Origin of the sequence: Streptomyces sp. GDS52 (assembly GCF_052246875.1) — a bacterium.
GTDB lineage: Bacteria > Actinomycetota > Actinomycetes > Streptomycetales > Streptomycetaceae > Streptomyces > Streptomyces cathayae.
The window spans coordinates 186,230-205,319 of record NZ_CM125966.1 but is presented as its reverse complement, the minus strand read 5'-3'; the positions used below and the strand labels follow the sequence as shown (position 1 = coordinate 205,319).

General features: G+C 72.8%; 17 protein-coding genes and 1 pseudogene. 9 read left to right on the top strand and 9 right to left on the bottom strand.

Features of this window, described 5'->3' with window-relative positions:
- Window positions 1–51: 51 nt before the first annotated feature.
- The gene (locus tag ACTWJ9_RS00975) at window positions 52–864 is read left to right on the top strand and encodes an SAM-dependent methyltransferase (RefSeq protein WP_279332092.1); all 813 of its coding nucleotides are present in this window, start codon (window positions 52–54) and stop codon (window positions 862–864) included.
- Window positions 861–3,005 (top strand): putative bifunctional diguanylate cyclase/phosphodiesterase, encoded by a 2,145-nt coding sequence (locus ACTWJ9_RS00970; protein ID WP_279332091.1) that lies wholly within the window; start codon window positions 861–863, stop codon window positions 3,003–3,005. Before ACTWJ9_RS00975 ends, ACTWJ9_RS00970 begins: the two co-directional genes overlap by 4 nt.
- Before the next feature lie 190 nt (window positions 3,006–3,195).
- Here ACTWJ9_RS00970 and ACTWJ9_RS00965 read toward each other — a convergent pair whose 3' ends face one another.
- On the bottom strand, window positions 3,196–4,080 hold the full coding sequence (locus ACTWJ9_RS00965; protein ID WP_279332089.1) for a LysR family transcriptional regulator: 885 nt from the start codon (window positions 4,078–4,080) through the stop codon (window positions 3,196–3,198).
- A 130-nt stretch (window positions 4,081–4,210) separates the two neighbouring features.
- Between ACTWJ9_RS00965 and ACTWJ9_RS00960 the strand changes: the two genes are divergently transcribed.
- From ACTWJ9_RS00960 to ACTWJ9_RS00935, 6 genes are all read left to right on the top strand, one after another.
- Complete coding sequence (locus tag ACTWJ9_RS00960; RefSeq protein WP_279337826.1) at window positions 4,211–4,882, top strand: succinate dehydrogenase; 672 nt, start codon at window positions 4,211–4,213, stop codon at window positions 4,880–4,882.
- A 1-nt stretch (window position 4,883) separates the two neighbouring features.
- A complete protein-coding gene (locus ACTWJ9_RS00955) occupies window positions 4,884–6,842 on the top strand; it encodes a fumarate reductase/succinate dehydrogenase flavoprotein subunit (protein WP_279332087.1) in 1,959 nt (652 codons plus the stop codon).
- Complete coding sequence (locus tag ACTWJ9_RS00950; protein ID WP_279332086.1) at window positions 6,839–7,588, top strand: succinate dehydrogenase/fumarate reductase iron-sulfur subunit; 750 nt, start codon at window positions 6,839–6,841, stop codon at window positions 7,586–7,588. The genes ACTWJ9_RS00955 and ACTWJ9_RS00950 overlap by 4 nt, the downstream gene beginning before the upstream one ends.
- 216 nt (window positions 7,589–7,804) lie before the next feature.
- Window positions 7,805–8,584, top strand: a complete 780-nt coding sequence (locus ACTWJ9_RS00945; RefSeq protein ID WP_279332085.1) for a GNAT family N-acetyltransferase — start codon at window positions 7,805–7,807, stop codon at window positions 8,582–8,584.
- Window positions 8,584–9,408 carry a lysophospholipid acyltransferase family protein gene (locus ACTWJ9_RS00940; protein WP_443295048.1) on the top strand — a complete coding sequence of 275 codons (825 nt, stop codon included), beginning with the start codon at window positions 8,584–8,586 and terminating at the stop codon, window positions 9,406–9,408. The genes ACTWJ9_RS00945 and ACTWJ9_RS00940 overlap by 1 nt, the downstream gene beginning before the upstream one ends.
- 104 nt (window positions 9,409–9,512) lie before the next feature.
- Window positions 9,513–10,571 carry a DUF2382 domain-containing protein gene (locus tag ACTWJ9_RS00935; protein WP_443295047.1) on the top strand — a complete coding sequence of 353 codons (1,059 nt, stop codon included), beginning with the start codon at window positions 9,513–9,515 and terminating at the stop codon, window positions 10,569–10,571.
- A 34-nt stretch (window positions 10,572–10,605) separates the two neighbouring features.
- Here ACTWJ9_RS00935 and ACTWJ9_RS00930 read toward each other — a convergent pair whose 3' ends face one another.
- The 6 genes from ACTWJ9_RS00930 to egtA all read right to left on the bottom strand — a co-directional run bounded on the left by ACTWJ9_RS00930 (window position 10,606) and on the right by egtA (window position 16,709).
- Window positions 10,606–11,658, bottom strand: a complete 1,053-nt coding sequence (locus ACTWJ9_RS00930; protein ID WP_443295046.1) for an LLM class flavin-dependent oxidoreductase — start codon at window positions 11,656–11,658, stop codon at window positions 10,606–10,608.
- Window positions 11,659–11,907: 249 nt separating this feature from the next.
- Window positions 11,908–12,123 (bottom strand): dodecin, encoded by a 216-nt coding sequence (locus tag ACTWJ9_RS00925; protein WP_279332081.1) that lies wholly within the window; start codon window positions 12,121–12,123, stop codon window positions 11,908–11,910.
- A 137-nt stretch (window positions 12,124–12,260) separates the two neighbouring features.
- Entirely contained in the window at window positions 12,261–13,223 is a 963-nt protein-coding gene (egtD, locus tag ACTWJ9_RS00920; protein ID WP_443295045.1) for an L-histidine N(alpha)-methyltransferase, read from the bottom strand.
- Window positions 13,220–14,023 (bottom strand): ergothioneine biosynthesis protein EgtC, encoded by an 804-nt coding sequence (gene egtC / locus ACTWJ9_RS00915; protein ID WP_279332078.1) that lies wholly within the window; start codon window positions 14,021–14,023, stop codon window positions 13,220–13,222. The genes egtD and egtC overlap by 4 nt, the downstream gene beginning before the upstream one ends.
- Window positions 14,023–15,351, bottom strand: coding sequence for an ergothioneine biosynthesis protein EgtB (egtB, locus tag ACTWJ9_RS00910; protein WP_279332077.1), 1,329 nt, complete (start codon window positions 15,349–15,351; stop codon window positions 14,023–14,025). Before egtB ends, egtC begins: the two co-directional genes overlap by 1 nt.
- Window positions 15,348–16,709: an ergothioneine biosynthesis glutamate--cysteine ligase EgtA gene (gene egtA, locus ACTWJ9_RS00905; RefSeq protein ID WP_279332076.1), complete on the bottom strand. Its 1,362-nt coding sequence runs from the start codon at window positions 16,707–16,709 to the stop codon at window positions 15,348–15,350. Before egtA ends, egtB begins: the two co-directional genes overlap by 4 nt.
- 269 nt (window positions 16,710–16,978) lie before the next feature.
- Between egtA and ACTWJ9_RS00900 the strand changes: the two are divergent.
- Window positions 16,979–18,000 (top strand): annotated as a pseudogene (locus ACTWJ9_RS00900) (TIGR02452 family protein).
- Here ACTWJ9_RS00900 and ACTWJ9_RS00895 read toward each other — a convergent pair.
- Together ACTWJ9_RS00895 and ACTWJ9_RS00890 are read right to left on the bottom strand one after the other, a co-directional pair.
- Window positions 17,954–18,400: a type II toxin-antitoxin system PemK/MazF family toxin gene (locus ACTWJ9_RS00895; protein ID WP_279332075.1), complete on the bottom strand. Its 447-nt coding sequence runs from the start codon at window positions 18,398–18,400 to the stop codon at window positions 17,954–17,956. The pseudogene ACTWJ9_RS00900 and the gene ACTWJ9_RS00895 sit on opposite strands and share 47 nt — an antisense overlap.
- Window positions 18,401–18,495: 95 nt before the next feature.
- Complete coding sequence (locus ACTWJ9_RS00890) at window positions 18,496–18,933, bottom strand: pyridoxamine 5'-phosphate oxidase family protein (protein WP_279332074.1); 438 nt, start codon at window positions 18,931–18,933, stop codon at window positions 18,496–18,498.
- Window positions 18,934–19,090: the final 157 nt, after the last annotated feature.

Sequence of the window (19,090 nt, the reverse complement as noted above, 5' to 3'; positions counted from 1 at the left end):
GATCAGTAGCCTCGGCTCGAACACCGGATCGCCTACGCTGTGGAGAGATACATGGAGCGTCCCGCCTGGGCCCCACGGAGCATCGACATCACGGTGCCCAGTGTTTCCCGGATGTACGACTACTACCTGGGCGGTTCGCACAACTTCGAGGTCGACCGGGAAGCGGCCCGCAGGGCCATGGAGTTCATGCCGGGGCTGCCCAAGGTCATGCAGGCGAACAGGGCGTTCCTGCGCCGGGCGGTACGGTTCGCGGTCGGCGAGGGCGTCACCCAGTTCCTGGACATAGGTTCCGGCATCCCGACGTTCGGCAACGTCCACGAGGTGGCGCAGGCGGCCGCTCCCGGCGCGCGGGTGGTCTACGTCGACCACGACCCGGTGGCCGTCGCGCACAGCGAGGCGGTTCTCGAGGGCACCGAAGGCACGGGCGTCGTCGCCGGGGATCTCCGAAAGCCCCGGGACGTCCTGGCGAGTTCCGAGGTGGGGCGCCTGATCGACCTGAACCGGCCGGTGGCGCTGCTGCTCGTCGCCGTACTGCACTTCGTGGAGGACGCGGACGACCCGTACGCGGCGGTGGCCGAACTGCGCGAGGCCCTCGCGCCCGGCAGTATGCTGATCCTCACCCATGCCTCGTACGAGGGAATCCCGTTGCCTCCGGAGCGGGCCGGTGGGGCGGTGGACGTGTACAAGGACATCCGCAACCCGTTGATCATGCGCTCGCGTGACGAGATCGCGCGGTTCTTCGAGGGGTACGACATGGTGGAACCCGGACTGGTGCCGATGCCGCGGTGGCGGCCGGACACCGCACCGGAGGGCGAGGACCCCTACGAGCGCTCGGGACTCGCGGGCGTGGGGCGTACCGCGTGAGCGCGGAGCCGGACGGGCCGGAGGACAGACTGCGCCGGTTCGCGACGATCTGGAGCCGGGCGGTCTTCCCCGTGGCCTCGACGTCGTCGACCCGGCCCGAGTTCGAGGAACAACTGCTCCCGCTGGCCCGGCGGTTGAGTGAAGCGCTACTGGCCAGGGCCTTCGACCCGGATGCCGGCCAGGCGGTCGGCTCCGCCCTGATCCGGGTGCACTGCACCGACCCGGAGGCGCTCAGCCGGTCCCTGGACTGCGTGGACGCCTACCTCGTCCTGTACTGCGGCGGGGACGGCGACCGCGAGGACCTGCGGGCGCGCAGCGCCAGACTGCAGCACGCCATGGCCGCCGGTTTCGCGCGGGCGCTGCGGGAGCGGACGCTGGCCGAGCAGGAGGCCGTCGCCCAGGCCGCGCTGAAGGCGCAGGGCGCGGTGGCGCAGGCCCTGCACGCCACCGAGGCCAGATTCCGCGCGGTCTTCGAGGGCGCGGCGATAGGAATCGGCATCGCCGACCTCGACGGCAACGTCCTGCAGGTCAACGGCGCCCTGCGGCGCATGTTCGGCCTGTCCGGGCAGGGCCTGCGCAGCCGCAGGGTCAGGGAGTGGACGCACCCCGACGACGCCCCGCAGACCTGGAACCTCTACGACGAGCTGGTCCGCGGCGACCGTGAGCACTACCACCTCGAGAAGGCGTTCTACCGGCCCGACGGAACGGTCCTGTGGACCAACCTGACGGTGTCCCTGCTGCGTGACGCCGACGGTCAACCGCAGTACCAGCTCGCCCTGATGGAGGACACCACCGAGCGGCGGCTGCTCAACCTCCGGCTGCGCTACGAGGCCACCCACGACGCGCTCACCGGTCTGCCCAACCGCACGTTCTTCTTCGAGCGGCTGGAGAAGGCGCTCAGCGCCGGCCCCGGACAGCGCTTCGGCCTGTGCTACCTCGACCTGGACGGCTTCAAGACCGTCAACGACAGTCTCGGGCACGCGGCCGGCGACCGGCTGCTCGTCGAGGTCGCCGACCGGCTCCAGTCCTGCGCCACCGCGCCCGGCGAGATGGTCGCCCGGCTCGGTGGCGACGAGTTCGTGGCGCTGACCACGGGCCCCGACACCGAGCACACGGTCGACGAGCTCGCCGCCCGCATCATGAACGCGCTGCTCGCCCCCATCGGCGTCGACGGCCGCGACCTGACCGTGCGCGGCAGCATCGGCATCGTCGAGGGGCCGACCGGGGAACGCAGCCCGGCGGAGGTGCTGCGCAGCGCCGACATCACCATGTACCGGGCCAAGTCGGCGGGCGGCAACCGCTTCGAACTGGCCGACCCGGAGTCCGACGCCCGTGCCATCACCCGGCACGGACTCACCACGGCACTGCCCGCCGCCCTGGAACGGGGCGAGTTCTTCATCGAGTACCAGCCACTGGTGCACCTCGGCGACGGCAGCGTCCGGGGCGCCGAGGCACTGGTGCGCTGGCTGCACCCGCAGCACGGCGTGCTGTCCCCGGACCGGTTCATCCCGCTCGCCGAGCACACCGGGCTGATCGTCCCGCTGGGCCGCTGGGTGCTCGAGCAGTCGGTGCGCCAGGCCCGCGCCTGGCAGGAGCGGCACGGTGGCGCGGAGGCGCTCGGCCCGCTGCGTATCAACGTGAACCTCTCGCCCTGCCAGCTCACCCACCCCGGCCTGGTCCAGGACACCGTCGACATCCTGGAGCGCACCGGTGTCGAGCCGGACGCGCTGTGCCTGGAGGTGACCGAGTCGGCGTTGATCGGCGCGGACGACGACCTGCTGAAGCCGCTGCGGCGGCTGGCGGAGATGGGCGTGGACATCGCCCTGGACGACTTCGGCACCGGCTACTCCAACCTCGCCAACCTGCGCCGCCTTCCGGTGAGCATCCTCAAGCTGGACCGTTCCTTCACCCAGAGCATGCAGCAGTATCCGGCCGACCCGGTCGACCTCAAGATCGTCGAGGGGATCGTCTCCCTGGCCCACAGCCTCGACCTCGCCGTCACGGTGGAGGGGGTGGAGACGGGGGCGCAGGCCGAGCAGCTCCGCATACTCGGCTGTGACACGGCGCAGGGCTGGTACTACGCCCGCCCCGGTCCACCGGAACGCCTGCACGACCTGGCCCTGGCCGACGCGACGGGCTGACGCCGGCGGCCGCGGCGGGCCGGTGGCCGCGCCTCGGACCCACCGCGTCGGACCTCCGGCCCGTGCTGCCCGGGGTGGGTTCGGCGTGCAGCGGGTGCGGCCTGTGCGGCCTGTGCGGAGCGGTACCGGGGCCGGGTGACGGGGTACGGCCGGGGTGTGGTGGGCGGCGGGGCGGCACCGGTCGGCAGGCTCACCGCTCCAGGAGCATCCGCTGCAGTTCCCGGGCCGCGCGGGGCGGGGCCACGTCGCTGCGGTGGGCCAGGGCGATGGTGCGGTGGAGGCCGGGGCGGGCCAGGGGGGTGACCCGCAGGCCCTGCCCGGACCGCGCGGCGACCATGCGGGGCACCACGGCGACGCCCAGCCCCGCCCGCACGAAGCCCAGCACGGCGTCCATCTCCCCGCCCTCCACCGCGAAGTCCGGTTCGAAGCCCTCCGCGCGGCACGCGGCCACGGTCAGCTCCCGCAGGTCGTAGCCGTGCCGGAACATCACCAGCCGCTCGCCCTCCAGATCGGCGACGCGCACGGTGCGCCGGCCCCGGCCGGGTTGAGGGACGTCCGGCGAGGACACCATCACCAGGTCCTCGCGCAGCAGCTCCACCGTGGTGAGGGCGGGGGAGGGGGTCGGCAGGGGCAGGACGACCAGGGCCAGGTCGAGCGCACCGCGGGCCAGCTCCCGTACCAGGTCGTGGGAGCCGCTCTCCTCGACCAGCAGCCGGACGCCCGGGTAGCGGTCGTGGAAGGCACGCAGCACGTCCGGCAGCAGACCGGTGCACAGGCTCGGTGTCGCCCCCAGGCGCACCCGGCCGCTGCGCAGTTGCACCAGCTCCTGCACCTCGTGCCGGGCCGTGTCGGCGTCGGCCAGGATGCGCCGCGCCAGCGGCAGCAGCGCCTCGCCCGCGTCGGTGAGCGTGATGTTGCCGCGCGCCCGCAGGAACAGGTCCGCCCCCAGCTCCCGCTCCAGCGCCTTGATCTGCTGCGAGAGGGAGGGCTGCGCGACATGGACCGTTTCGGCGGCCCGGGTGAAGTGCCGGGTCTCGGCGACCGCCACGAAGTACTGGAGCTGCTGGAACTGCATGGGTCCACTGTAGCCTTCCATAGGTGAAGGCTATGGAAACGAGGTGGACCATGTCTTGGACCGATAGGGTCTTTTGGCCCTAGCGTCTTGTGGCATGGCTCTGGCAACGCGGACGGACCGACGGCCGTCCATGGCGCGCACCGTGTGGGACTCGACCGTCGGCAAGAAGACAGTGATGGCCGTCAGCGGTCTGGTCATGCTGCTCTACCTGGTCGCCCACATGATCGGCAACCTGAAGATCTACTTCGGGGCCGTCGAGTTCAACGAGTACGCACACTGGCTGCGCACCCTGGGCGAGCCCCTCCTGCACTACGAGTGGGCGCTGTGGCTGGTCCGGGTCGTGCTCGTCCTCGCGGTCGTCGCCCACGCCGTCTCCGCGTACCAGCTCAGCCGCCGTGACATCAAGGCGCGCCCCAGCAAGTACGTCCACAAGAAGGCGCGGGCCAGTTACGCCACGCGCACCATGCGCTGGGGCGGGATCATCCTCGCCCTCTTCATCGTCTGGCACATCCTCGACCTGACCACCGGCACCGTGCACTCCGGCGGTTTCGAGACGGGCAAGCCGTACCAGAACGTCGTGGACACCTTCTCCACCTGGTACGGAAACGTCATCTACATCGTCGCGGTGCTCGCCCTCGGAATGCACATCCGGCACGGCTTCTGGAGCGCCGCCCAGACCCTCGGCGTCGGCAGCCGCACCCGCGACCGCGCGCTCAAAGCCGCCGCCAACGTCCTCGCGCTGCTGCTCACGATCGGCTTCGTCGCCGTACCCGTGGGCGTCATGACCGGAGTGGTGAGCTGAAATGACTGCCTACGCTGCTTACACCGAGTACGCGACCGGTGAGCCGGTCGCCGACACCAAGGCCCCGTCCGGGCCGATCCACGAGCGCTGGGACACCCGCCGCTTCGAGGCCAAGCTGGTCAACCCCGCCAACCGGCGCAAGCAGACCGTGATCGTCGTCGGCACCGGCCTGGCCGGCGGCGCGGCCGGGGCCACGCTCGCCGAGCAGGGCTACCGCGTCATCCAGTTCTGCTACACGGACTCCCCGCGCCGGGCCCACTCCATCGCCGCGCAGGGCGGCATCAACGCGGCGAAGAACTACCGCAACGACGGCGACTCCGTCCACCGCCTCTTCTACGACACCGTCAAGGGCGGCGACTTCCGGGCGCGCGAGTCCAACGTGCACCGCCTCGCGCAGATCTCCGTGGAGATCATCGACCAGTGCGTGGCCCAGGGCGTGCCCTTCGCCCGCGAGTACGGCGGCCTGCTCGACACCCGCTCCTTCGGCGGCGTCCAGGTCTCCCGCACCTTCTACGCCCGCGGCCAGACGGGCCAGCAGCTCCTCCTCGGCGCCTACCAGGCGCTGTCCCGGCAGATCGCCGCCGGCACCGTGGAGATGCACGCGCGCACCGAGATGCTCGACCTCGTCGTCATCGACGGCCGGGCGCGCGGGATCGTCGCCCGGGACCTGATCACCGGGAAGATCGACACCCACTTCGCCGACGCCGTCGTCCTCGCGACCGGCGGCTACGGCAACGTCTTCTACCTGTCGACGAACGCGATGAACTCCAACGCGACCGCGATCTGGCGGGCGCACCGGCGCGGCGCGTACTTCGCCAACCCCTGCTTCACCCAGATCCACCCCACCTGCATCCCGCGCACCGGCGACCACCAGTCCAAGCTGACGCTGATGAGCGAGTCGCTGCGCAACGACGGCCGCATCTGGGTGCCGAAGGCGAAGGGCGACGACCGCCCGCCGAACAAGATCCCCGAGGACGAGCGCGACTACTACCTGGAGCGCATCTACCCGTCCTTCGGCAACCTGGTGCCCCGCGACATCGCCTCCCGCGCCGCGAAGAACGTCTGCGACGAGGGCCGGGGTGTCGGCCCCGGCGGCCAGGGCGTCTACCTGGACTTCGCCGACGCCATCGAGCGCCTGGGGCGGGCGGCGGTGGAGGCCAAGTACGGCAACCTCTTCGACATGTACCAGCGGATCACCGACGAGGACCCGTACCGGGTGCCGATGCGGATCTACCCCGCGGTGCACTACACGATGGGCGGCCTGTGGGTCGACTACGACCTCCAGACCACCGTCCCCGGCCTGTTCGCCGTCGGTGAGGCCAACTTCTCCGACCACGGCGCCAACCGCCTCGGCGCCTCCGCGCTGATGCAGGGCCTGGCGGACGGCTACTTCGTCCTCCCCTCCACCATCAACGACTACCTCGCCCGCAACCCGCACAAGGACGAGGTCGACGCCGGCCATCCGGCGGTGCAGGAGGTGCTGGCCGAGACCGAGGACCGGATCAACCTCCTGCTGTCCGTGGACGGCGACCGCACCCCCGACTCCTTCCACCGCGAACTCGGCGAACTCATGTGGGAGTTCTGCGGCATGGCCCGTACCGAGGCGGGCCTGCGCAAGGCGCTGGAGCGCATCCCGCAGATCCGTGAGGAGTTCTGGCGGCGGATCAAGGTGCCCGGCACCGGCGAGGAGTTCAACCAGTCGCTGGAGCGGGCCAACCGCATCGTCGACTACCTGGAGCTCGCCGAGCTGATGTGCCTCGACGCGCTGCACCGCTCCGAGTCCTGCGGCGGCCACTTCCGTGAGGAGTCCCAGAGCCCCGAGGGCGAGGCGGCCCGCAAGGACGAGGAGTTCTCCTACGCGGCCGCCTGGGAGTTCACCGGCACCGGCGAAGCCCCCACCCTGCACAAGGAAGACCTCGTCTTCGAGTACGTCCACCCCACTCAGCGGAGCTACGCATGAAGCTCACCCTGCGCGTCTGGCGGCAGAAGAACGCCGATGCCGACGGCGCCATGTCCACGTACGAGGTGGACGGCATCTCGCCCGACATGTCCTTCCTGGAGATGCTCGACACCCTCAACGAGGAACTCACCCTCAAGGGCGAGGACCCCGTCGCCTTCGACCACGACTGCCGCGAGGGCATCTGCGGCGCCTGCTCGCTGGTCATCAACGGCGACGCCCACGGCCCCGAGCGCACCACCAGCTGCCAGCTGCACATGCGGTCCTTCAAGGACGGCGACACCATCGACATCGAGCCGTGGCGGGCGTCGGCCTTCCCGGTGGTGAAGGACCTCGTGGTGGACCGGTCGGCGTTCGACCGGATCATCCAGGCCGGCGGCTACGTCAGCGTCCCCACCGGCTCCGCGCCCGAGGCGCACGCCACACCGGTGCCGAAGCCGGACGCGGACTTCGCCTTCGAGCACGCCGAGTGCATCGGCTGCGGCGCCTGCGTCGCGGCCTGCCCGAACGGCGCGGCGATGCTCTTCACCTCGGCGAAGATCAACCACCTCAACGTGCTGCCGCAGGGCGCGCCCGAGCGGGAGACCCGGGTGCTCGACATGGTGGCCCAGATGGACCAGGAGGGGTTCGGCGGCTGCACCCTCGCCGGCGAGTGCGCCACCGCCTGCCCGAAGGGCATCCCGCTGACCTCCATCACCGGGATGAACAAGGAGTGGCTGCGGGCCACCCGCAAGGGGACCGGCCGGTAGCCGCCCCGGCGGGCAACGGAAGAACGTTCGCCAGGGGGCGGACGGGCGGGACCGGGAGTGGTGCTCATCCCCGGTCCCGTCTGCTGTCCGGGTGACGCCTGGCATTCAGCATCCTCACATCCGCACTCCCGGCTCAGGTCACGTACACGCCAACCGGCGTAGGGAGAAACAAGGGGAGTCCCCCTTCCCGCTCCGGCGCGTGACCAGGAGAGAGCCATGACCGGCGTGCTGACCGCAGACCACCCCGCGAAGCCCGCGGCACCCATCCGCTACACCGTCACCCTCGCCCGCGACGAGGAGGACGTGCGTGCCGCCCAGCGACTGCGGCACGACGTCTTCGCCGGCGAGCTGGGCGCCCTGCTGTCCACCTCCCAGCCGGGCCTGGACATCGACCCCTTCGACGCCTACTGCGACCACCTGCTCGTGCGCGAGGAGGTGAGCGGCCAGGTCGTCGGCACCTACCGGCTGCTGCCGCCGGAGCGCGCCGCGGTCGCCGGGCGCCTGTACGCCGAGAGCGAGTTCGACCTCGGCGCGCTCGACCCGATCCGGCCGGGCCTCGTCGAGGTCGGCCGCTCCTGCGTGCACCCCGACCACCGCGACGGCGCGGTCATCGGCCTCATCTGGGCCGGCATCGCCCGCTACATGGTCGAGCGGGGGCACACGTGGCTGGCGGGCTGCTGCTCCATACCGCTCGCCGACGGCGGCGCGCTCGCCTCCGCCGCCTGGGACCGGGTGCGGGGCAAGCACCTCGCCCCCGAGGAGTACCGCGTACGACCCCTGCTCCCGTGGCGGACGAACCCCGGGGCGGCCGCGGCACCCGCGGCCCGCACCGAGCTGCCCGCCCTGCTGCGCGGCTACCTCCGGCTCGGCGCCTGGGTCTGCGGCGAGCCCGCGCACGACGTGGACTTCGGCGTAGCCGACCTGTACGTACTGCTGCCGATGGACCGGGTGAACCCGCGCTACCTGCGGCACTTCCTCTCCCTCGTGCCGGCCTGATGAGCGTCTGGCTGCCCGCAGCGCCCTGCACCCCGAGCGGCTGTGTGGAGCCGACGAGGGCCGCGACGGCCGTACCGAGGGCGGTGCTGCGCCTGATGGCGGTCGTCCTCCTCGTCCTCGTCGGGGTGGCGCTGCTGCCGGTCGGCCGGTGGATCCCGGCGGGGCCGGTGGGCCGCTGGTGCCGGTGGATCGTGCGGGCCGCCGGGGTCCGGGTCCAGGTCACCGGCGCCGCCCCGCCCACCGGCGGGCTGCTCCTCGTCGCCAACCACATCTCCTGGCTCGACATACCGCTGCTGAGCGCGGTCCGTCCGGCCCGGATGCTGGCCAAGTCCGAGATACGGCGATGGCCGGTGGCCGGGCCGCTGGTCGGACGCGCGGGCGTCCTGTTCATCGACCGCGACCGCCTGCGTGCCCTGCCGGACACGGTCGCCCGGATCGCCGGGGCGCTGCGCGAGGGCGCGGCGGTCGCCGCCTTCCCCGAGGGCAGCACCTGGTGCGGCCGTCGGCAGGGCTCCTTCCGCCGGGCCGTCTTCCAGGCGGCACTGGACGCCGGGGCGCCGGTCCAGCCGGTCCGCATCCACTACCGGAGCCCGCACGGGACGCCGGCCACCGCCGCGGCCTTCGTCGGCGACGACCCCCTGTTCGCGTCCCTGTGGCGGGTGGTCTCGGCCCGCGGCCTGATCGCTGAGGTCGAGATACGGGCCGCGATCCCGCCCGGCACCCATGTCGACCGCCGTGCCCTGGCCGCCGCCGCGCAGCCGCCGGCCGACGGCTGCGGGCGGGAACATCCGGTCGAGGACGTGCGACGGGGGCACCAGAAGTGAGCGCTGTCGAAAATTAAGCGCTTTTTATCCCTTATGTGAAGTTTCCATGGGGTTGATGAGGACATCCGGACGGGAGTGACACCCTGAAAGGAGGGTGAGACCAGATGATCACCCGCGATGAGGTCAAGATCCTCCTGGATCACCCCGTCTACGACGGCGAGGGCAACAGGATCGGTGAGGCCAAGCACGTCTTCTTCGACGACATGAGCGGCCGCCCCGAGTGGGTGAGCGTCAGGACGGGCATGTTCGGCTCCAACGAGTCGTTCATCCCCATCCGTGACGCCGAACTGGTGGAGGACCACCTCGAAGTCCCGTACCTCAAGGACAAGGTCAAGGGCGCACCCGACGTCGACGTCGACTCCCAGGGCCACCTGTCGGAGTCGGAGGAACACCGGCTGTACGAGTACTACGGCATCGACTGGAGCGGTGTGCTGCGCGACGACACCGGGCGCTCCGGCGAGGGCCGCGGCGACCGGCACCCCGGTATGGGCAAGGCGGGGACGGCCGGCGCGGCGGGTGCCGCCGGCGCGGCGGGCGCGGCAGGGATGGCGGGCACGACCGGAAAGGCCGGGACGCCGGGCAAAACGACGCCGGACAGGACGACGCCGGGCAGGACGGGGACGCCGGGTGCCGCTGGAACAGCCCGCACGGCGAACACGACGGCGGCCGGCGCCGCGGGAACGTCGGCGGCGACCGGGAAGGCGGGCCGGACCACCGCGCGCGGCGGGCCGGGCGCCGACTCCATGACGCGCATGGAGGAGGAGATGCACGTCCGCGTCGAGCGACGCGAGACCGGACGGGCCAGGCTGCGCAAGTACGTCGTGACGGAGGAGGTCGAGAAGATCGTGCCGGTGCGCCACGAGGAGGTGCACGTGGTGCGCGAGCCGATCACGGAGGCCGACCGCGCGGCCGCGCTCTCCGGCGCCGAGATCGGCGAGGCCGAGTACGAGGTCACGCTGCACGAGGAGCGTCCCGTCGTGGAGACCAGGGCGGTACCCGTGGAACGGGTACGGCTGACCATGGAGGAGCGCACCGAGAACGAGACCGTACGCGGCCGGGTCCGCAAGGAGCGCATCGAGAGCGAGGGAGTGCCGGACGACACCCTGCGGAGCGACGACGCGACCCGGCGGGGCCGTGACGTTCCGCGGCGCGGCCGCGGCTGACCGGAGGGAACCGTGTGCGCGCCGGTGAGGCGCCTCACCGGCGCGCCGCGCCGCCGTCCGGATCGGGGCGCGCGCCGCCGTCCGTCCCCGGGAGACCGGCGACAGCGGCGAGCCGCCGGTAGGAGTCCAGCAGGGCCGCACGGTCGTGGGTGCTGGTGGTGACCAGGACCTCCTGGGCGCCCGTCTCCTTCAGCACCCTCTCCAGTTCGTCGGCCACCTGCTCCTCGGTACCGGCGAGGTGGCCCCTGAGCCCGGACTCGTACAGGTCGCGTTCCTTGGCCGTCATGAGGAGCGACCCGACGCGCTCGGCGGGCGGCAGCGGCGGGAAGGTGCCGCGGGTACGGGAGTGCGCCATCGACCAGGCCTCCGGGATCAGCAGCCGGCGGGCCTGTTCGGACGTGCCGGCCACGGCGACCGTGCCGGAGATCACCACGTACGGCTCGCTCGCCCAGGCGGACGGGCGGAACCGCGCGCGGTAGTCGTCGATGCCGCGGCGCATCCGGTCGCGGCCGCGCAGGTCGCCGATGACCATCGGCAGGCCCGCGCGAGCGGCGATCGCCGCCCCCTCGCCCATGGCGAGCACGAACGGGGGCACGGCCAGCCCCTCGGCCGGGCGGGCGCGCACCCCGGTGGGGGAGGTGCCGCGGAACCAGCCGAGCAGCTCGTCGATCTGGGCGCCGAAGTCCTCGGCGTCGTCCTTGTCGCGGCCCAGGGCCCTGCGCACCCCGTCGGTGAAGCCGACCGAGCGGCCCAGGCCCATGTCCACCCGCCCCGGGAAGAGCGACTCCAGCACCCCGAACTGCTCCGCCACGACGAGTGGCTGATGGTTGGGCAGCATGACCCCGCCAGTGCCCACGCGGATCGTCCCGGTTGCCGCGGCGACGGCGGCGGCCAGCACCGTCGGCGCGGAACCGGCCACCCCGGGCACGCCGTGGTGCTCGGAGACCCAGAACCGGTGGTAGCCGAGCCGCTCCACCTCCCGCGCCAGCCGCACGGTGTCCCGCAGCGCCTCGGGACCGGTGTGTCCCTCACGGATGCGGGACCGGTCGAGAACGGAGAAGCGGGTACGGGCGATCAACGGGGTCACACCTGCTTCAACACCTGGTCCGCCGCCGCATTCCCCCGTCCGGGCCGGGCGGTGTGACCGACAGCGGGAAGCGCCCGCCGGACGGCCCCGCCGGAGGAACCGGAGGCGGCACAGGAGGGGGAAGGAGCGGACCTGGCGCCCTCCCCCTCCCGCGGGTACGTTCCCGCGGGTACGTACAGGGTCCTGTGCCTCCTCACGGGCCCGTGCCGGCCCCGTTCCGGGACGGGGCCGTTCCCCTCCGGGGCGGGGTCAGTCCGTCTCGTCCAGGCGGAAGCCGACCTTCAGGCCCACCTGCCAGTGCGCGATCCGGCCCTCCTCGATCTGGCCGCGCACCTGGGTCACCTCGAACCAGTCCAGGTTGCGCAGGGTCTGCGCGGCGCGCTCGACGCCGTTGCGGACGGCCTGGTCCACGCCGTCGGGCGAGGTGCCGACGATCTCGGTGACCCGGTAGGTGTGGTTCGACATGCGGGTGCTCCTCTCGACGGCGGCTCCCACCGGTACGCGGGACGCCTCCTGTGTCACACGTCTTTCCACCGTGCCCCAGACGGTGCGCGAGCGCGAGATGTCAGTCTCCCGGGCCCGCACGTACCGGGCGTCCTCCGTCAGCGCGCCACGCTGAGCGACAGCGCGAACCGGCCCTCCTCGTCCGTCCACCACCGCGTCAACTCCAGCCCTGCAGCGGCCAATTCACCACGTACCCCTTCCTTGCGGAACTTCGCCGAGACCTCGGTGCGCAGTTCCTCGCCCGCGGCGAAGTCGACGGCGAGACCGAGCGCGGGGACCTTCACCGTCTGTGCCCCGCGCGAGCGCAGCCGCATCTCGATCCACTCGTGCTCGGCGTCCCACACGGCCACGTGGTCGAAGGCGGCCGGATCGAAGTCGGCGCCCAACTCCCGGTTGATCACGGTCAGGACGTTCTTGTTGAAGGCGGCCGTCACCCCGGCCTCGTCGTCGTACGCCCGGACCAGTACCTTCTCGTCCTTGACCAGGTCCGTGCCCAGCAGCAGCGCGTCCCCCGGGGCGAGCAGCGCGCGGACGGAGGCCAGGAACGCGGCCCGCTCGGCGGGCAGCAGATTGCCGATCGTGCCCCCGAGGAACGCCACCAGGCGCGGGCCCGGGGTGTCGTGCAGTGTCATCCGGCCGGTGAAGTCGGCGATCAGCGCGTGTACGGCCAGGCCCGGCCGCTCGGCGACGAGCGCCCGCCCCGCCCGGGTCAGGGCGCTCTCGCTGACGTCGACGGGGACGTAGGTGTGCAGCCCGGTCAGAGCGTCGATCAGGTGGCGGGTCTTCTCCGAGGATCCGGAGCCCAGTTCGACCAGGGTACGGGCGCCGGCCGCCGCGGCGATCTCACCGGAGCGGGCGAGCAGGATCTCGCGTTCGGCCCGCGTCGGGTAGTACTCGGGCAGCTCGGTGATCTCTTCGAACAGCTCGCTGCCGTACGCGTCGTAGAACCACTTCGGCGGCAGCGTCCTCGGCCTGTCGCCGAGGCCCCGGAGGACGTCGGCGCGCAGGGCCGCGTCGGTGGCGTCCTCGGGCAGGGTGCGGGTGAGCAGGAACGGACTCACGTGCGGAGCTCCTTCAGGGGTGCCGATGGGTCGGTGGGCGCCAGGACCTCGTCCGGCTCCTCGATCGGGGTGAGCAGCACGTCGGTGCGGCTCGCCGCCAGCAGCGTGCGGTCGGGGACCTCGCACCAGTGCGGATCGTCGTCGTAGGGCTCCGAGGCGACGACGGTGCCGCCGCCCGGCCGGGCGAGGTACCACAAGGTGTCGCCCCACGCGGTCGCGGTGACGGTGTCGCCCTGGGTGAGCAGCAGGTTGAGCCGGGAACCGGGGGCCGCCGCGGCCACCTCCAGCACGGTGTCGGCCAGTGCCTGCCCCTCGGGTTTCCCGGCCCGCAGCCGGGCGAGCACGAGGGCCCACACGAACGCGGAGTCGCTGCGGGCCTCCAGCGACAGCACGTCCTCGGCGGGCAGGGACCCGGCGAGCGGTGCGAGCGCGCCGGGCCAGCCCCGCACGGCACCGTTGTGGCTGAACAGCCAGGTCCCCGCGGCGAACGGGGCCGCCGCGGCCTCACCGTCCGCGCCCGACAGGGTCGCGTCCCGTACGGCGGCGAGCAGCGCCGGGGTGCGGACGACCCGGGCGAGATCGGCGAACGACAGGTCCGCCCAGATGGGTCCGGCCCTGCGGTACCGGGCCGGCACCGGGTCTCCCGGCGCGTACCAGCCCACGCCGAAACCATCGGCGTTGACCGTTCCGTACCGCTGGCGCCGGGGCGCCCACGACTGGCGGTACAACCCGTGCGGCGGGCTCACGAGGAGCCGGCCGAGCGGCTCCTCGGGCCCCACGTAGGCGAGGTGACGGCACATCAGACGCTCTCCGAGCGTGCCGTGCGGAAGCCGGAGAAGATCTGCCGCCGGACGGGATGGTCCCAGTTGCGGAAGGTGCCCCGGCAGGCCACCGCGTCCACCGCGAACGAACCGCCGCGCAGCACCTTGTACCCGGGCCCGAAGAACACCTCCGAGTACTCCTTGTACGGGAACGCCCTGAACCCCGGGTACGGCAGGAAGTCGCTCGACGTCCACTCCCACACGTCACCGATCAACTGGCGCACCCCGAGCGGCGACTCACCGGCCGGATAGCTCCCCGCGGGCGCGGGACGCAGGTGCCGCTGGCCGAGGTTGGCGTGGAGCGGGCCGGGCTCGGCGTCGCCCCAGGGGTAGCGCGCCGAGCGGCCGCCGGCCGGGTCGTGGCGGGCGGCCTTCTCCCACTCGGCCTCGGTGGGCAGCCGGCGCCCGGCCCAGCGCGCGTACGCGTCGGCCTCGTACCAGCACACGTGCAGCACGGGCTCGTCGGGCGGTACGGCCTCGGTGACACCGAAGCGGCGCCGCAGCCACCGCCCCGCGCCGGGCGTGCCGTCCCGCTGCCAGAACAGCGGGGCGGTGACGGAGTTCCGGCGGATGTGGGCCCAGCCCTGTGCGGTCCACCAGCGCGGGTCGTCGTAGCCGCCGTCCTCGATGAACGCCTGGTAGGCGGCGTTGGTCACCGGGGTGGTGTCGATGTGGAACGGCGCCACCTCGCGCCGGTGCGCCGGACGTTCGTTGTCCAGCGCCCACGGCTCGTCGGAGGTGCCCATGGTGAACGGGCCGCCGGGAACCAGTACTTCGGACGGGCCGGTGAACAGCGGCACCGGATCCGGGTCCGGAGCGGTCAGCGCCTGCGGCCCCTTGCGCAGCTGATGGGTGATCAGCATCGTCTCGTCGTGCTGCTGTTCGTGCTGCGCGATCATCCCGAAGGCGAAGCCCGCCTCGGTCAGCCGCTCGCCGTGGAACGCGGTGCCCTCCAGCACGTCCAGCGCCCGGCCGCGCACGTCCGAGGCGTAGCGGCGGGCCTCCTCGGGAGGCAGCAGCGGCAACCGCGGCCGCTCGGCACGCGGGTGCTCGAAGGCGTCGTAGACACTGTCGATCTCGGGCCGTATCGCCTCCTGCCCGGCGACGGCCCGCAACAGCCACTGCTCCTCCTGGTTGCCGATGTGGGCGAGGTCCCACACCAGGGGCGACATCAGCGGCGAGTGCTGTGCGGTCAGCTCGGGTTCGTCGACACAGCCGGTCAGCAGGGTGGTCCGGTCGCGCGCGGTGATCAGCGCGGCGGCCGCGCGCTCGCGCAGGGCCTCGGAGTCGGGAGCGGGGTCGGTCATGAGCGGGTGTCCTTCCCGTGCGGAGGCGCTCCGTGCGTCTGCGGGTGTGTGCGCGCGCCGGACACGGCGGTGCCGTCGGCGCGGGCGGCGACACCGCCGCGCAGGGTGTCGAGCAGTTCGTCGGCGGGGCAGCGGCCCCGGGCGACATAGCGGTCCCGGTACGCCGCCACCGCGTCCACGACCGGGGTCGTGGCGCCCAGCCGGGGCAGCGCCCGCAGCGCCGCGGCGAAGCAGGCGGCGGCCACCTCGCGCAGCTCCGGATCGGCCAGGCCGCCGCGGGCCGCGTCCCGCCACAGCGGATTGTGCGGCGCCGGCATCCCGTGGGTCCGTTCGGCCAGCGGCTTCACCGCCCGGTAGGCGGTCTCGGCGGCCTCCGGATCGTCGAACAGTGCCGTCGTCACGGCCAGCGGCACGATCCAGCCGTCGTCACCGGGCTGGGCGTCGATCATCCGCAGCTCCAGGTGACCGCGCGGCCTGACCGGCGGAAACAGCGTCGTCACGTGGTAGTCGAGATCGTCCCGGGTCGGCGCCCTGGGCGCCCTGGACCTGGTCCACTCACGGAAGGTCAGCCCCTTCGGCACGTCCCACGGGCCGGCGTCGCGCCGTACGCACATCACCGGCGCGTCCAGGACGTGGCGGGCCCAGGCCGCGCGCGGATCGGAGTCCAGCACGGGACCGCCCGCACGACCGGTGCCGATCTGCGCCCAGCGCAGCTGCCGGGTGGACAGCCAGCCGGTCGGCCGGTGACCGGCCAGCGGGGAGTTGGCGAACGCGGCGACCAGGACCGGACCGAGCTGGTGCGCCAGCCACCAGCGCCGCACATGGCCGAGGGCGCCCGGCTCCTCGTACCCGGCGTCCAGACACACCTGTACGGACGCGGAGGCGCACATCATGGCGCGGCCGGCGGGGCCGGTGCGGTCCAGGCAGGCCTCCATGGCGTCGTAGCGCGGTTCGCGCAGGAACCGGCGTGGTGCGTGCCAGGGATCGTGGCCGAGCCCGACGAGGGTGAGACCGTCCTCGCGCAGGACCGCGCGGACGGCGTCGAGGTCGGCGCGGACGGTGTCGACGCACTCCATGAGGGAGACGGCGGGCGGCGAGCTGAGCTCCAGCTGGCCGCCGGGTTCGACGGTGAGCGCCGAACTCAGGGGCACGGTCCGCAGTGCGGCGTAGGCCGCTTCGAGTCGCTGGGATGTCACGGGGAGCTGCGGGGCACGCAGCTCGTGGACGAGCCATTCCACCTCGACCCCGAGGCGGCGCGGCGGTCCGGTCTTGAAGCAGATGCCGCGGACCAGCGCATCCACCTCGGCTTCGGTGACGGCGGGACGTGGCTCGGTATGGCCACTTGCCGAATCGGACATGTGGGGATCCTCCTGAGATACCTCCATGTCGCCGGCCGGGGTTCTTCGGTCCCGTCCGGCTTCAACCCGTCCACCCAAAACCCTCGCGACGCTCGGCACAAGGGCGCCCGGTGGGGCGTGCCGGGAGCGGCGAAACTCCGTTGCGTCGCCTCACCAGCATCGCTCACGATGCTCGTACGGGCACGACGGGGAGATCACGGGGAGCCGGTGGGGATGTCGGTGAGGGGAGCCGCGGGGCGCGCGGTCACGGAGCGTACGGGGGTCGCGGCGTGAGCGCGCGTCTGCGCGGCATCGCGCGCGAGACCGGGCAGATCGTGGCGGCGGGGGCCTACCGCGCTCCGAGCGGCCGCGAGGTGCGCCTCGCGGAGGCCGTCCGGGCCGCCCGGGACGGGACCCGGCTGTACGGGCCGGAGCCGGTGCGGGGTCCGAAGGAGGTCCCGGAGCGGGCCTCCCCGGCCAGGACACGGATCGAGGTCACCGGGGAGAGCAGCCTGGAGGCCGCGCGCCGGCTCGCGGAAGACGCGGAGCCGGGCGAGCCGCGCCGGGAGCCGGCGGTGCTGAACTTCGCCTCCGCGATCCCCCAAGCTCTCAGCTTCTCCCCCACTCTCGGCTCCGCTCGAGCGGGAGGGACCCCCATGAGCAGGGAGGTACCCCCACCCCCGGCGGCGGCTACCTCAACGGCGCGCAGGCCCAGGAGGAGGCGCTGTGCCGGGCCTCCGCGCTCCACACCTGCCTGCTGCGGGCCCCCGAGTACTACGACCACCACCGGACCCACCGTGACCCGTTCTACTCCGACCGGGTGATTCACTCACCCGCCGTGCCCGTCTTCCGCGACGACCGCGGCCGGCTCCTCGAGAAGCCGTTCCGGGCGGGCTTCCTCACCTCGCCCGCGCCGAACGCGGGCGTCATCCTCCGGACGGCGCCGGAGCGTGCGGGTGAGGTGCCCGGTGCCCTGGCCGTCCGGGCGGAACGGGTGCTGGAGACCGCCGCGGCGGTCGGTCACCGGCGGCTGGTGCTGGGCGCCTGGGGCTGCGGGGTCTTCCGCAACGACCCCGCAGGGGTGGCGGCCGCGTTCCGGGCGCTGCTGGAGCCGGGCGGCCGGTTCGCGGAAGCCTTCGAGCACGTGGTCTTCGGGATCCTGGACCGCACGCGCGGGGGAACGATCCGCACGTCCTTCGACCGGACGTTCGCGGACCTGGCGGCGGACGCGGCAGACACCGCGGACACGGCGGACACCGCGGAGGTCAGCTCCAGCCGTAGCGCTCCCGCAGCCGGTGACGCACCAGATTGAACCGCATCCGGTCCAGGGCACAGGCCTCGCGGCGCATGCCGTCCTCGTGCAGCCGCAGCACCCGGTCGACGGCGACCCACGAATCCCGGCCCGACCGGTCCCACGGCCCGCTGCCGATCGGCACCCGGTCCCGGTCCCCGTCGCGCCGCTTGCTCGACAACTGCACGGCGAGGACGGTTCCGGCCGCCTCACGCGCGACGACGAGCACCGGACGGTCCTTGCCCCGGCCGTCGTTCTCCTCGTAGGGCACCCAGGTCCAGACGATCTCCCCGGGATCGGGGTCACCGTCGTGCGCGGGCGAGTATTCCGTGCGTACCCGGCCCACCTCGCCGGGCTCGGCCTCGGTGGTGGCGGTGGGGCCGAAGCGCCCCGGGGCTTCCTCAGTGCTGTACTCGGTCACAGGCGTACCGTACGGGATGCCCCCGGGGCCGTGATCAACTGCCGTGTGCCACCGGGCCGGTGGCCCGGTGGCCCTGCGGCCCTGCGGTTCGGCTCTCAGGTGGTCGGCGCGGTGCCGCGCACGCCCAGGCCCGTGAGTTCCCGCCCCGAGACCATGCCGGCCTCGATCCGTACGAACACCCCGTCCCGCATCGGCATCCAGGAGTCGGGACCGTCCCGCAGCAGCCGCTCGTGCTCGGCGGGATCGGTCACCACGGCGGCCCGGCCGGTGATCACCACGCTCCAGCCGGCCCGTATCCCGGTCTGGAAGTCGTCGGCCTCGAAGGCCACCACGACACCGTCGATCGCGCGCACCAGGTCGGAGTCCCGCGAGGTGCACAGCAGCACGGAGGAGTCCGTGTCCAGGGAGAAGTTGACCGGGAGGACGGCAGGCAGCGCCTGCCGGGTGTATACGACGCGCCCCACCGGCACCTTGGCCAGCAGGCGCAGGCACTCCTGGCGATCGAGTGCGCGGAAGCCATCGCTCTGGAACATCGGTCCATCGTCGGCGGCGGAAACCACCAGGGCTAGGGCCGGACGGCCCTGATGAGCCGCCGATGCTTGAAAACGGCCCCGACGGGTACCCCGGGGGCCGGTGGGGTCCGGCAGGGACGGCCGGGCCCTGCCGTTGGGCGACGGGCGACGGGCGCCG